The 14,316-nt window shown below is 37.7% G+C and carries 10 protein-coding genes and 1 tRNA gene; 9 read left to right on the forward strand and 2 right to left on the reverse strand.

What is annotated here, in order from left to right; translation table 11 throughout:
- Nucleotides 1–94: 94 nt before the first annotated feature.
- Nucleotides 95–1,939, reverse strand: a complete 1,845-nt coding sequence (gene asnB / locus D1Z92_RS00620; RefSeq protein ID WP_128893704.1) for an asparagine synthase (glutamine-hydrolyzing) — start codon at nucleotides 1,937–1,939, stop codon at nucleotides 95–97.
- A gap of 409 nt (nucleotides 1,940–2,348) precedes the next feature.
- On the opposite strand from asnB, the gene D1Z92_RS00625 reads away from it, so the two are divergent.
- Complete coding sequence (locus tag D1Z92_RS00625) at nucleotides 2,349–2,666, forward strand: hypothetical protein (RefSeq protein WP_128893705.1); 318 nt, start codon at nucleotides 2,349–2,351, stop codon at nucleotides 2,664–2,666.
- A gap of 120 nt (nucleotides 2,667–2,786) precedes the next feature.
- Here D1Z92_RS00625 and D1Z92_RS00630 read toward each other — a convergent pair.
- A tRNA-Arg gene (locus D1Z92_RS00630) sits at nucleotides 2,787–2,863 on the reverse strand.
- Nucleotides 2,864–3,200: 337 nt separating this feature from the next.
- Here D1Z92_RS00630 and D1Z92_RS00635 point away from each other — a divergent pair.
- The 8 genes from D1Z92_RS00635 to yihA all read left to right on the forward strand — a co-directional run bounded on the left by D1Z92_RS00635 (nucleotide 3,201) and on the right by yihA (nucleotide 14,297).
- Nucleotides 3,201–4,118, forward strand: a complete 918-nt coding sequence (locus D1Z92_RS00635; protein ID WP_128893706.1) for a hypothetical protein — start codon at nucleotides 3,201–3,203, stop codon at nucleotides 4,116–4,118.
- A 330-nt stretch (nucleotides 4,119–4,448) separates the two neighbouring features.
- On the forward strand, nucleotides 4,449–5,798 hold the full coding sequence (tig, locus tag D1Z92_RS00640; protein WP_128893707.1) for a trigger factor: 1,350 nt from the start codon (nucleotides 4,449–4,451) through the stop codon (nucleotides 5,796–5,798).
- A 182-nt stretch (nucleotides 5,799–5,980) separates the two neighbouring features.
- Nucleotides 5,981–6,586 carry an ATP-dependent Clp endopeptidase proteolytic subunit ClpP gene (gene clpP, locus D1Z92_RS00645; RefSeq protein ID WP_128893708.1) on the forward strand — a complete coding sequence of 202 codons (606 nt, stop codon included), beginning with the start codon at nucleotides 5,981–5,983 and terminating at the stop codon, nucleotides 6,584–6,586.
- The gene (clpX, locus tag D1Z92_RS00650; protein WP_128893709.1) at nucleotides 6,586–7,839 is read left to right on the forward strand and encodes an ATP-dependent protease ATP-binding subunit ClpX; all 1,254 of its coding nucleotides are present in this window, start codon (nucleotides 6,586–6,588) and stop codon (nucleotides 7,837–7,839) included. The genes clpP and clpX overlap by 1 nt, the downstream gene beginning before the upstream one ends.
- 178 nt (nucleotides 7,840–8,017) lie before the next feature.
- Complete coding sequence (gene ispG / locus D1Z92_RS00655; protein WP_128893710.1) at nucleotides 8,018–9,124, forward strand: flavodoxin-dependent (E)-4-hydroxy-3-methylbut-2-enyl-diphosphate synthase; 1,107 nt, start codon at nucleotides 8,018–8,020, stop codon at nucleotides 9,122–9,124.
- Between the two features lie 339 nt (nucleotides 9,125–9,463).
- Entirely contained in the window at nucleotides 9,464–11,149 is a 1,686-nt protein-coding gene (lonB, locus tag D1Z92_RS00660) for an ATP-dependent protease LonB (protein WP_128893711.1), read from the forward strand.
- A gap of 82 nt (nucleotides 11,150–11,231) precedes the next feature.
- Complete coding sequence (gene lon, locus D1Z92_RS00665) at nucleotides 11,232–13,550, forward strand: endopeptidase La (protein ID WP_240666516.1); 2,319 nt, start codon at nucleotides 11,232–11,234, stop codon at nucleotides 13,548–13,550.
- Between the two features lie 162 nt (nucleotides 13,551–13,712).
- Nucleotides 13,713–14,297, forward strand: coding sequence for a ribosome biogenesis GTP-binding protein YihA/YsxC (gene yihA / locus D1Z92_RS00670; protein WP_128893713.1), 585 nt, complete (start codon nucleotides 13,713–13,715; stop codon nucleotides 14,295–14,297).
- The last annotated feature ends 19 nt before the right edge of the window (nucleotides 14,298–14,316 follow it).

Here is a 14,316-nt window from a genome sequence, read left to right on the forward strand (position 1 = left end):
AGCCAGACATACGTCTGGCTTTTCTTTTTGCGGTGCGCTACGCATGGCACGTAGAAGCGTGAAGTCCGCTATGGGTGGTAGCCGTTGCCAGCCATTACACCGCAATGTTAACTTTGTAATTTCTCAGCCATAAGTCCACTTGATACAAATATGCAAACAATTGTGGTGTAGACATCAACTGCCCAAACCATGGGATGGCCGTTGGGGCTGGTTGCTCTAATAGGGATTTTATTTTCTTCTCATCAATGAGTGGAAGCAAGGGAGAATTAGGATCATGCACGACATTAGATAATAACTTTTTCACTTGTTCGGTGTATGCAGGATGGTGTGTTTTTGGATAAGGACTTTTTTTGCGAGTCACTACTTCCTCTGGCATGATCCCTTTTAAAGCTTTTCTGAGCATTCCCTTCTCTCTGTTATCCACCGTTTTCATATCCCAAGGAATATTAAATACATATTGCACTAGTCGATGATCGCAATATGGCACACGCACTTCCAAGCTTGCTCGCATACTCATGCGATCTTTTCGGTCTAATAGTGTTGGCATAAATCTAGTGATGTTCAAATAGGACATACGTCGCATCCGCTGCTGTGATTCTGTTTCTCCTAGCAGCTTAGGTACTTCACTTAGTGCTCCTTCGTATCTCTGTTGTAAGTAGCGTACGGGGTTTATCGTTTGAATGAGATCTGGAGAAAGCCAATTTAATCGATGATCCAACTGTATTGACCAAGGGAAAGTATTTGCGGTTAATGCATCTTCTCGATAAAACCAAGGATAGCCACCGAATACTTCATCCGCTGCTTCACCGGAAAGTGCAACGGTTGCTTCTTTTTTAATTGCCTTACAAAATAAATATAAAGATGCGTCAATATCGGCCATGCCAGGTAAATCACGAGCATACATGGCTTCATCTAATGCTTCCGTTAGCTCGTTAGTATGTAGTTTAATATCGTGATGTTGACTGCCAACAAATTGATACATCATTTCAATCCATTTTGCATCCGAGTTAGGTTGAAATGAACTTGATTTAAAATACTTATCATTATCTAAATAATCTACGGAAAATGTATTTATTTTTTCGTTGCTTTGATGATGTATTTTATTAGCTGCAAACGTGGTTAGCGCACTTGAATCTAGACCTCCAGATAACAACGTGCAAATAGGTACGTCTGAAATGAGTTGTCTCTCTACTGTGTCTTCCAACATCCCTTGTACAACACTAGCCGTCTTTTCCAGGTTATCTTCATGCGTTTTACTTTCTAACTTCCAGTATTTATACTTTCTCAAACCACCTCGGCTAAATTCCACACATTCGCCAGGTAATACTTCTTGCATATGTTTATACACACCATGGCCTGGGGTTCTAGCTGGACCAATAATGAAAACTTCGCATAAACCTTCTTTATCTATTTGCGGCGTAAAAGAAGGGTGGGAAAGTATGGCTTTCGGCTCTGATCCAAATAATAAAGTATGATTTAGATGTGAATAGAATAACGGTTTTACACCTAGACGATCTCTTGCCATAAAACATATTTCTTTCGTTTCATCCCATATAGCAAAAGCAAAAATACCGTTGAATCTATCTAAACATGCTTTGCCCCATTCTATATATGCACATAACAACACTTCCGTATCGCATTGCGTTCTAAAGGTGTACCCACGACAACGTAATGCTTGCCTTAATTCATGCGTATTATATAATTCACCGTTGTACGTAATGATATATCTATGAGATTCATTCACTACTTCCATCGGTTGTTGTCCGTTTTCAGGATCAATGACACTTAGTCTCCGGTGACCGAACGCACAATGATTGGACAGCCAAACCCCCTCACCATCTGGACCTCGTAATTGTAATGTATTCGTCATATTTTGCATTATTTCAGGATAATGCCGCAAATCCTTATTCCAATCAACCCATCCGGTAATTCCGCACATGAACAATCATCTTCCTCTCTAATTGACTTCATATCGTATTCATACGTATGCAAACGATAAGACGAAAATGACATTGTCTGTGCAAAGTTTTATATCCTTGTGCTTGTGAAGTGAAGTTGATGACGCAAAAATAGCTTTTGTGTAGCAAAGCTTTTGGGCCGGCTCCAGCTAAGCAGACTTAGCTTTTTAGCCTTTATGCTTACGAAGTAGCTTTGCTTCGCAAAAGAGCTTTTGTGTAGCAAAGCTTTTGGGCCGAATTCAGCTAAGCAAGCTTAGCTTTTTATTCTTATGCTTACGAAGTAGCTTTGCTACACAAAATAGCTTTTGTGTAGCAAAGCTTTTGGAATTACATCCTTATTTATAGGTAATGCTATGTATTGTACATTTAGCTTATTAAGGAGTGAGGATATTGTTTGGTGAGATAAGAGAAGTCAAGGTAACAGGGATGGAAAAGGTAGAAGGTATAGATTGTGTAACGTTAGATGTAGACAATCATGCAGGTGAAAGTTGGATAGTATATGTAAATAAAAGAAATGATGGCAACCTTACAATACATAAAGTAGTAGAAAATAATGCTGAGTATGCATTGGATTGGTACAACAACGATTTACACTATGCTTTCAATGATATGACCCATTTAACGCAACAATCAAAACAAAGATTATGGGATGAGTTAGTGTCGTCAGAACAAATGGATACTTCCAGCGTGAATCACTATTTAAATTAATTTAAATTAAAGGAAATGTAATATAAAACGGATTTAAAATGTAGAATTTTTTGTGGAATTTTTAAATTTTAAAATGTAGTTGGGTGTATGAGAAATAAGAAAGGTGAGAATAAATAGAAATGGCGTCCCAGAAGGGATTCGAACCCCTGACACACGGCTTAGAAGGCCGTTGCTCTATCCAGCTGAGCTACTGGGACGCGTTAGCAGCGAAATCAATCATAACACGTTGGTAATAAAGAAGCAAGTATTTTTTTTATTTTATTCAAATGCTTTCGTAAGTGTGTTAGGTCTTTCGTCAGCAATTCAATATTATAAAGGCATCTTATTTGTTTGTCTATACTTTTTTTAAAAAAATTTAACTTACCGCTAAACATAAGATGGAGAAATTACAATATCACAACCTTTACGCCTGGCAACTGAGGCGTAAACTTATAATTCAACATTTCTGCTATATAAAGCAATATTACTGTATAGGTTAAGAACATGGTATGATGATGTCGAAGTTATAAATGAATAGAAGAAAAAGGTCGGGTGATGACAATTACCGTCTCTAATACGTTAAATAATGTAGTTTTATTACCACAAGCCATGGAACATTTTCAACATCAGTTAACTACATTGATGGAAGAAGAAAAATATAAACAAGCGGAAGAACTTATTCATTTCTTATTACAATGCCAAGTTTCCGATGAAAGCATCATTACAGAATGGGAAATGATTTTAACGTGGATACAGTCCCAGACTCAGCATCACAAAGAGCCAGCATCTATAGACGCAGCTATAGAGGAAGAAGCAATGTTTGAGCACTATGTGCAGCAAAAGCAAGAAGAGAATCAAGGTAGAGGTCAAGAACTTATTCAAACCCTCTTGTCAGAGGACACAACTTCAAGAGAGAAATGGATCGCTTTAGAGCAACTTGTATATATAGAAGATAAGGACACGAATGATAAGTTGAAAAAATGGGTGCAAGAAACTGAAATTCACCCTTTGTTACAGTTTAGAGTGTTACAAGTACTGAGAACCAGAAAAGCGAGTGGTACGTTATTTATTCAACGCTGTGGTGAGGAAGTGAAAGTTCAAATTGGCAGAATTCCTGCCTCTATTGATGAATTCCCGAAAAAAATCAAAGATATTTTACAAAGACTTACCGTGGTTTGCGAAAGTAATAATCCTTCTATGATTCATTTTGCTGAACAAATATGGACTGAGTTTATTTCCGCTATTTACGGTACAAAGCTATATGACCAAATGAAAAAAGAATTATCAGCAAATCAAATAAAAATGTGGGCACTTGTTCTGCATATCATTTCGTCAGAAATGATACAAACTGATTTTGATTTACATACTTTAGTGGATGAGTATCAAATAGCACCTACAGATGAAGCTGCTTGGAAAGTTATGTATTATCAAATGAAAGAAATTATGGATGAACATCTTCATCACAACATCTAATCTTTCATCATCTGAAAATAATTTATGATATGAAAATTTTATAATAAAAGAAAGATGGGAACCCTGTAGACATACGAAGTAAATTTTCATATAATAGAGTGGTTATGATGGTATGAAACAATTGATTTTTGTTCATGAATTTTCATGATTAATTTGTATAGAACAGTTTACAGTGTAGAGATTATACGTATGATAGCACCATAATTGGTGATGAATAATAAGAGACACTACACGGGTGCTGTCCGTATCATCTAGTTAAATAACCATGGACATATGTACACATACATATGAAGTTCAATATGGCTAAATGTTTTGGAGGGGAAAGTAGAAATGAATACAAATTGGGAAAAAACTGAAAAAAATACAGGTATTTTGAAAGTGGAAGTTGAAGCTGAGAAAGTAACAGTAGCTTTAGATAAAGCTTTCAAAAAGGTAGTAAACAAAATTAACGTACCAGGTTTCCGTAAAGGTAAAGTACCTCGTGCTATCTTTGATGCGAGATTTGGTGTAGAAAGTTTATATCAAGATGCAATTGATATTATTTTACCAGACGCTTATAGTCAAGCAATTGACGAATCAGGTATCGAACCAATTGATCGTCCTGAAATTGATATTGAGCAATTCGAAAAAGGAAAAACATTTATTTTCACAGCAAAAGTGGAAGTGAAACCAGAAGTTGAATTAGGCGCTTACAAAGGATTGGAAGTAGAAGAAAAAGACTTCTCTGTAAGTGAAGAACAAGTTGAGCTTGAGCTTAAATCAGCACAACAACGCAGTGCAGAACTTATTTCCGTCGAAGAAGGAACTGCAGAGAATGGTGATACAGCAGTAATCGATTTTACTGGATATTTAGAAGGAGAAAAATTCGAAGGTGGAGAAGCAGAAAACCACCAATTAGAGCTTGGTTCCGGACAATTTATCCCAGGATTTGAAGATCAAGTGGTTGGTATGAGTGCTGGCGAAGAGAAAGATATTGAAGTTACTTTCCCAGAAGAATATCAAGCAGAAGAGTTAAAAGGGAAAGACGTTGTGTTTAAAGTTAAGCTACACGAAATTAAACGCAAAAACTTACCAGAATTAGATGATGAGTTCGCAAAAGATGTGAGTGAGTTTGAAACACTTGCTGAATATAAAGAAGATCTAAAGAAAAACTTAGAAGAAGCAAAAGAGAAAGAACAGCAACAATATCGCGAGAGCGTTGTGATTGAGAAAGCAGCTGCTAACGCAACGGTTGAAATTCCAGAGCCAATGGTAAAGCATGAAGTAGATCATATGTTACAAGATTTCGCATATCGTTTGCGCATGCAAGGTATGGAAATGGAACAGTACTTCCAATTCTCTGGTCAAACAGAAGAGCAACTTAGAGAGCAAATGTCTGAAGATGGTAAAAAGCGTGTACTTAACAATTTAGTACTTGAAGCGATTACTATCGAAGAAAAAATCGAAGTAAGCGATGAAGCTTTAGAAGAAGAATTCAATAAATTAGCAGAGCAGTACCAACGTTCTGTTGAAGAGATGAAAGAAATCTACAAATCTAATGGTAATGATGAAGCGTTGAGAAAAGATTTAACGATTCGCAAAGCGATCGATTTGTTAGTGGAGACTAGCCAATGGGTTCCAGCTGCTGAAGAAGCAGATACAGAAGAAGCAACTGAAAGCGAAGAAAAATCAGAGGCATAAGTTCTCTGTGATCTGTGATCATAAAAAATAAGTTACAACATAAAATAAGGCACAAACATTTCTGTTGCGTGCCTTATTTTTTAAAAAAAGAATACATAACTTTGATTGTAAGAGTAAGGACTGATACAATATAATAAGCATCAACTACAGAAGTCAAGTTGATGAATTGGAGGAGTGAAAGCATGAGTCTAATTCCTTATGTTGTTGAACAAACAAATCGGGGCGAAAGATCATATGATATATATTCTCGGTTGCTGAAAGACAGAATTATTTTTCTAGGCACAGAAATAAATGATCAAATCGCAAATATTGTGATTGCTCAGTTACTACATTTAGCTGCGGAAGATCCCGATAAAGATATACACTTGTATATTCATTCACCCGGTGGTTCGGTTACAGCAGGAATGGCTATTTTTGATACAATGCGCTTCATTAAACCTGATGTATCAACCATCTGTGTTGGATTAGCAGCAAGTATGGGTTCCTTGTTATTAACTGCTGGAGCAAAAGGAAAGCGTTATGCTCTTCCCAACAGTGAAGTAATGATTCATCAACCACTAGGTGGCATAAGCGGCCAAGCATCTGATATCAAAATTCATGCCGACTGGATTTTGAAAACAAAAGAGAAATTAAATCAAATTTACGTTGATTGTACTGGACAGTCCATAGAAACGATTGAGCGCGATACGGACCGCGATAACTTTCTCGATGCTGAGGAAGCGAAGCAGTATGGCTTAATTGATAGTGTAATCTCTCGAAGTGATCTAGGTGAAAAGGGAGTGAAGTAATGATAAAATTTAGTGAAGAAAAAGGACAATTAAAATGTTCCTTCTGTGGTAAATCTCAAGACCAAGTGAGAAAGCTTGTAGCTGGTCCTGGTGTATATATATGCGATGAGTGTATTGAGCTTTGTACAGAAATAGTTGAGGAAGAGCTAGGTCAAGAAGAAGAGTTCAACTTCAAAGAAATTCCAAAGCCACAAGAAATTTTAAACATACTAAACGAATACGTTATTGGTCAAAATCACGCGAAGAAATCACTTTCTGTAGCAGTGTATAATCATTACAAACGTATTCATACTAAAAATAAAATTGAAGACGTGGAATTGCAAAAAAGTAATATTTTACTGCTAGGACCTACAGGTAGCGGTAAAACATTGCTAGCACAAACGTTGGCTAAAATACTAAATGTTCCGTTTGCTATTGCAGATGCTACTTCATTAACAGAAGCAGGATACGTTGGGGAAGATGTAGAAAATATTCTACTCAAACTCATCCAAGCTGCAGATTATGATGTAGAGAAAGCAGAACGCGGCATTATCTATATTGACGAGATTGATAAAGTAGCTCGTAAATCTGAAAACCCTTCTATTACTCGTGATGTATCAGGTGAAGGTGTTCAGCAGGCATTATTGAAAATATTAGAAGGTACAGTGGCTTCTGTACCACCGCAAGGCGGACGAAAGCATCCACATCAAGAATTTATTCAAATTGACACAACGAATGTATTATTTATTTGTGGTGGTGCATTTGACGGGTTGGAGCAGATTATCAAACGTAGAATTGGTAAGAAAGTCATTGGCTTCAACGCGGATAGCGGTAAAGCAGATTTGAGATCAGAAGAATACTTGTCTCTTGTGTTGCCTGAAGACTTATTGAAGTTCGGATTAATCCCTGAATTTGTAGGACGTCTACCAGTAGTATCGACACTTGAGCCACTAGATGAAGAAGCACTTGTGCGTATTTTAACAGAACCTAAAAATGCACTCGTTAAACAATACCAGAAGTTATTACAATTAGATGAAGTAGAGTTATCGTTTGAAACGGAAGCGTTAAAAGCGATTGCTCAAGAGGCTATGAAACGTAATACCGGAGCAAGGGGACTAAGAGCGATTATCGAAAGTATTATGCTGGATGTTATGTTTGAAGTCCCTTCACAAGATAATACAGAACAATGTGTCATTACGGAAAAAGTGGTATCGGAGAATTTACCAGCAGAAATTACACGTAAAAATAATAAAGAAACAGAAGAAAGCGCATAGATTGATGTTATGTTTTGGAAGGCCTCTACTTTAAAAAGGGAGGTCTTTTCCCTCATTAAGCTGGAAAATATTGTGGAACTAAAATGTAGTATTTAGCTGTCTTCGATTCAATTGCCAATCGTGTTTGCGATTCAGTTGCCAATCGCAAAGTAAAGAATTTTTTATGGGAGAGATTGAAATGTATCATAGAAAAGATACGAAGCCTGTTAAAGTGGGTAATATTGTTATAGGTGGAAGTGACGAAGTCATTATTCAAAGTATGTGCACAACGAAAACTGCGGATGTAGAAGCGACGGTTAGTGAAATTCTACGCTTAGAAGAGGCAGGTTGTCAGATCGTCCGTGTGACGGTAAATAATGAGGAAGCTGCTGAAGCAATTAAAGAAATAAAAAAACGTATTCACATTCCGCTTGTAGCAGATATACATTTTGACCATCGATTAGCACTCATGGCTTTGGAGAATGGAATTGATAAAGTTCGAATCAACCCTGGAAATATTGGACGCAGGGAAAAAGTCGAACAAGTTGTAAAAGCTTGTAAAGAAAGAAATGTTCCTATTCGTATTGGCGTCAATGCGGGATCACTAGAGCGTCATTTATTAGAAAAATACGGTTATCCTACGCCTGAAGCGATGGTAGAAAGCGCATTGTACCATATAAAAATTTTAGAAGATCTTGATTTTGAAGATATTATCGTTTCATTAAAAGCTTCTGATGTGCCAATGGCGATAGCAGCATATACTAAAGCTGCGGAAGTCATACGTTATCCTCTGCATCTAGGCATAACAGAGGCGGGGACACTGTTTTCAGGAACAGTAAAAAGTGCTGCAGGTCTAGGTGTAATGCTTTCACAAGGACTTGGGTCCACTGTGCGAGTGTCACTGAGTGCTGATCCTGTAGAAGAAATTAAAGTGGCTCGTGAATTGCTGAAATCTTTTGGACTTATCTCTAATGCTGCAACTTTAGTCTCTTGTCCTACATGTGGCAGATTAGATATTGATTTGTTCTCTGTCGCAAATGAAGTAGAAGCTTATTTAGAGACAGTAAAAGTTCCGATAAAAGTATCTGTATTAGGTTGTGCAGTTAATGGTCCTGGGGAAGCAAAAGAAGCGGATATCGGGATCGCAGGAGCTCGTGGTGAAGGTATGTTGTTCCGCTACGGGGAAATGATACGTAAAGTACCTGAAGATCAACTGGTAACAGAATTAAAGAAAGAAATTGATAAAATCGTGGAAGTGTACGAAAAGACAGGAGAAATACCTGGAAGAGAGAAAATAACTTCTTAAAGACAGAATGGAAATACACAATGAATAGAGAGCTTACAACTGTGAATCAAACAGCAGTAAGCTCTTTTTATTATTTATATAAGTTGAATGAACTTGTTAAACCAACTTATTACCACGATGCATAAGATGGAGAAATTTCCACATCACACCTTTACGCCTGGCTACTGAGGCGTAAACTTGTATTAAATCATTTCTTCATCTTATTTATATACGTTTTAATGATCATATCGATATGATTTACGTATTCCCTAAGGTTATTTTTCATGTTCTGGGCAATACTACCATTAAGTAGTGTGGTCATGAATGAAACTATGAAATGAATCATCGGGGGGTTTGAATATGAATATTATGATCGTTTTTATGGTCGTACAATTATTTTTTGGGCTAGTCATCGGTATGTATTTCTTGAACTTATTACGTAATCAGCGTTCTAATCGAACGGCTGTAGATAGAGAATCAAAAAAAGAGTTAGAGAAATTGCACAAGATGAGATCCATACAACTATCCACGCCATTAGCGGAAAAAACTCGCCCAACTTCACTGCAAGATATCGTTGGACAAAAAGAGGGGCTAAAAGCACTAAAAGCGGCTTTATGTGGTGCTAATCCACAACATGTGATCGTATATGGTCCACCAGGAGTAGGGAAGACTGCTACGGCAAGAGTCGTTTTAGAAGAAGCGAAGAAAAATCCACATTCACCATTTCGCACAGACGCAAAATTTATAGAAGTCGATGCGACCACAGCAAGATTTGACGAACGTGGAATTGCGGATCCATTAATCGGCTCTGTTCACGACCCTATTTACCAAGGCGCAGGAGCTATGGGCGTTGCAGGTATACCTCAGCCAAAACCTGGGGCAGTGACGAAGGCCCATGGGGGCGTTTTATTCATTGATGAAATAGGAGAACTTCATCCTGTTCAAATGAATAAACTATTGAAAGTGCTAGAAGATCGAAAAGTTTTTTTGGAAAGTGCATACTACAACGGAGAAGATAACAACATTCCAAAGCATATTCACGATATTTTCCAAAACGGTCTTCCAGCAGATTTTAGATTAGTAGGTGCTACGACGAGAACGCCAGATGAAATACCTCCAGCTATACGTTCTCGCTGCATGGAAATTTATTTTCGTCCACTTTTAACGTCAGATATCGAAGAAATATCGGAAAAAGCGTTAGCTAAAATCGGTATACCTAAAGTACCAGAAGTCATCGATGTTGTGAAAAAATACGCAACAAATGGAAGAGAAACCGTAAATATTATCCAACTAGCTGCTGGAATAGCGATGACAGAGCATAGAAAAGACCTTACAGCGTCTGATGTAGAGTGGGTTATCAATAGCAGTCAAATCTCTCCAAGACCTGACAAATTAGTTCCTAAGGAATCTAGAATCGGCTTCGTTAATGGATTGGCTGTGTATGGTCCTAACTTAGGATCATTGTTAGAAATAGAAGTCACTTCCATAAAAAGTGGGAATGCTGGGAGTGGCACATTTAATGTCACAGGTGCTGTAGATGAAGAAGAATTGGGTAGTCGATCCAAAACCATTCGCAGAAAAAGCATGGCAAGAAGCTCAGTGGAAAATGTACTAACTTTGTTAGAGAGAATTGGTTACAAGCCAAAAGATTATGATATACACATTAATTTTCCTGGTGGAGTACCCGTAGACGGTCCATCAGCAGGTATTGCCATTGTAACAGCCATTGTATCGTCCATACAGCAAATGCCCGTTGATCATAAATTGGCGATGACAGGAGAAATAAGCATACTTGGTCAAGTCAAACCAATTGGTGGAGTGGTTGCCAAAGTAGAAGCTGCTTTGCAAGCAGGCGTAGAGAAAGTATTAATTCCGAAAGAAAATTGGCAAAGTATCTTTGATTCATTTGAAAACATCGAGATTATCCCAGTATCTAACATTGCTGAAGTATTACAACACGCTTTCCAATTGGATCAGAATACACAAGAACAAGATGTGAAAAAGCAGTTCATACCAAATTTCTCAATGCTGCAAATCAATTCTTAGTAAAGAATATTGGTTTTTTTGTCCATCATTTGATACAATGTTCTACAGCAAGCGGAGTTTACGATGTGGAGGTGTATGTAGATTGGATGAAAAAAATAGTCAAGTAATCCCTCTTCTTCCTCTAAGAGGAGTTATCGTATATCCGAATATGGTCATTCATCTTGATGTTGGTAGGGATAAATCCATCAAAGCATTAGAAAAAGCAATGGTGGATAATAGTATGATCTTATTATGTACACAAACGGATGTAAATGTGGAGACACCGAATGAAGAGGATATGTATGGCCTTGGAACAGTAGCTAAAATAAGGCAGATGCTAAAATTGCCAAATGGCACCATAAGAGTATTAGTGGAAGGGATGTACCGTGCGAAAGTACTGGGATATCTTGAAAATGATGAATATACGGAAGTCAGTGCGGAACAACTTGATGATAAAGTGGATAATGAATCCGAGCTAGATGCATTAGTAAGAGGCGTTTTAGATCAATTTGAGCAATATGTCAATTTGTCTAGAAAAGTTTCCTCTGAAACCTATGCGAGCGTTGCTGATATCGATGAACCAGGTAGATTAGCGGATGTCGTATGCAGCCATCTTTCCATCAAAATGAAAGATAAGCAAGAAATATTAGAAACAATAGACGTGAACAAAAGATTAGAACGCTTGCTGGATTTGCTTAGCAGCGAATGTGAAGTTCTGCGATTAGAAAAGAAAATTAGTCAACGTGTAAAAAAACAAATGGAAAAAACGCAAAAAGAATATTACTTGCGTGAGCAATTAAGAGCTATCCAAAAAGAACTTGGTGAAAAAGAAGGAAGAAGCGGCGAAGTACAAGAACTAAGAGAACAGTTGGAAGAGATAGATCTTCCTGAAACGGTGAAAGAAAAAATTGAAAAAGAGATCAATCGTCTAGAAAAGACACCAAATGCTTCTGCTGAGTCTGGTGTCATACGTAATTATATCGAATGGATGCTTTCTCTACCTTGGTTAAATAACACAGAAGATGATTTAGATATGGAGAAAGCAGAGCAGATATTGGATGAAGATCACTATGGTTTAGAAAAGCCTAAAGAGCGCGTACTGGAATATTTAGCCGTGCAAAAACTAGTACAAAAGCTAAAAGGGCCTATTCTTTGTTTCGTTGGACCTCCTGGGGTAGGTAAAACTTCACTTGGACGCTCTATTGCCAAATCACTTGGAAGAGAATTTGTTCGCATATCACTTGGTGGCGTGCGAGACGAAGCCGAAATAAGAGGACACAGGCGTACTTATGTTGGAGCATTACCAGGGAGAATTATACAAGGTATGAAGTCCGCAGGTAGCAACAATCCTGTGTTTTTGCTAGATGAAATTGATAAGATGGCTATGGATTTTAGGGGTGATCCTGCTTCTGCATTACTGGAAGTGTTAGATCCAGAACAAAACACGACGTTCAGCGACCATTTTATTGAACATCCTTTCGACTTATCCAACGTGATGTTTATTACGACTGCAAATGCCGTGCACAACATCCCTAGACCATTGTTAGACCGGATGGAAGTACTATATATTTCAGGATATACTGAATTAGAAAAACAACAAATAGGGCAGCGATATTTATTCCCTAAACAAAAAGAAAAGCATGGTCTGTCAGAAGAACAACTGCACATGAATGATGACACCTTGTTAAAGCTCATTCGTGAGTATACAAGAGAAGCAGGTGTAAGAAATTTAGAGCAACAGTTAGCTTCTGTATCTAGAAAATCGGCTAAAGAAATTGTTTCCGATTCAAAAATTAAAGAGATTGTCGTGGATGAGACAAAGCTGGTGGAGTACTTAGGCTCCAGCAAATATAGATATGGACTTGCTGAAAAAGAAAATCAAATTGGCTCTGTTACAGGATTAGCTTGGACAGAAGTTGGCGGCGATACATTAAATATTGAAATCGCTATTTTACCAGGTACAGGTAAATTAACACTAACAGGTCAATTAGGAGATGTGATGAAAGAATCTGCTCAAGCCGCATTTAGTTACACGCGTGCCAAAGTCGATGATCTAGGATTAGATAAAGACTTTCAAGAAAAGCATGATATTCATATTCACATTCCTGAGGGGGCAATCCCGAAAGACGGACCTTCAGCAGGAATTACGATCGCTACAGCATTAGTTTCCGCACTGACGGAAAGAGCTGTTTCCAAAGAAGTGGCGATGACAGGAGAAATTACACTTAGAGGAAGAGTCTTACCTATTGGTGGACTGAAAGAGAAGACGTTAGCTGCACATCGTGCGGGAATTAAGACCGTTCTATTTCCAAAGCAAAATGAAAAAGATTTGGAAGACATTCCGGATAGTGTGAAACAGTCTCTCACCTTTGTTCCTGTCGATCACATGGATGAAGTGCTGCAACATGCATTGGTGCAATAAAGGAATCTAAAACAATGCAGAAGCATGACAAAACTATGGGGCGTTATGCCCCATAGTTATTATTACTTTTATTCGTTAGCTATCTTATGAAGCTAATGGACTAGCAACGCAATCATAAATATCATATATGAAGTAAGTATGCGAAGAGAAGAGTGAGAAGCAATGAAGATAAATGATGCACAATTTGTAATTTCCGCAGTAGAAAAGAAGCAATATCCTGATAATGGTTTGCCAGAAATTGCGTTAGCAGGACGATCAAATGTAGGGAAGTCGTCTTTAATCAACACGATGACGAACAGGAAGAAGTTAGCAAGGACAAGCTCTCAACCGGGAAAAACACAGACGTTAAACTTTTATAATATTAATGACCAGCTCCATTTTGTTGACTTTCCAGGCTATGGATTTGCGAAAGTATCGAAATCGTTACGTAAACAATGGGGCAAAATGATCGAATCTTATTTGATGAATCAAGAGCCACTAAGAATGGTTATTTTAGTCGTGGACTTAAGGCATCCTCCTTCAAAAGACGATCAACTCATGTACGATTGGTTGAAGCATTATGATATACCATGTTGCATCGTAGCAACGAAAGCAGATAAAATAACGAAAAGTAAGTTAGATGCGCATAAAAATCAAGTAAAGAAGACACTTAATGCCAAACCAAACGATCCTATTATTCTTTTTTCATCTGAAACGAAAATGGGGAAAAGTGACTTATGGTCGATCATAGATAACATCATTAAGTAAATCCATCTCCCCTTGTAAT

The organism is Longirhabdus pacifica (assembly GCF_004115085.1).
In the GTDB taxonomy this organism is placed as follows: Bacteria; Bacillota; Bacilli; order Paenibacillales; family DSM-105158; genus Longirhabdus; species Longirhabdus pacifica.

Bases quoted from the DNA above. Each gene is read 5' to 3' on its own strand.
- asnB (WP_128893704.1), bottom strand. From the start codon at position 1,939: ATGTGCGGAATTACCGGATGGGTTGATTGGAATAAGGATTTGCGGCAT.
- D1Z92_RS00635 (WP_128893706.1), top strand. From the start codon at position 3,201: ATGACAATTACCGTCTCTAATACGTTAAATAATGTAGTTTTATTACCA.
- tig (WP_128893707.1), top strand. From the start codon at position 4,449: ATGAATACAAATTGGGAAAAAACTGAAAAAAATACAGGTATTTTGAAA.
- clpP (WP_128893708.1), top strand. From the start codon at position 5,981: ATGAGTCTAATTCCTTATGTTGTTGAACAAACAAATCGGGGCGAAAGA.
- clpX (WP_128893709.1), top strand. From the start codon at position 6,586: ATGATAAAATTTAGTGAAGAAAAAGGACAATTAAAATGTTCCTTCTGT.
- ispG (WP_128893710.1), top strand. From the start codon at position 8,018: ATGTATCATAGAAAAGATACGAAGCCTGTTAAAGTGGGTAATATTGTT.
- lonB (WP_128893711.1), top strand. From the start codon at position 9,464: ATGAATATTATGATCGTTTTTATGGTCGTACAATTATTTTTTGGGCTA.
- yihA (WP_128893713.1), top strand. From the start codon at position 13,713: ATGAAGATAAATGATGCACAATTTGTAATTTCCGCAGTAGAAAAGAAG.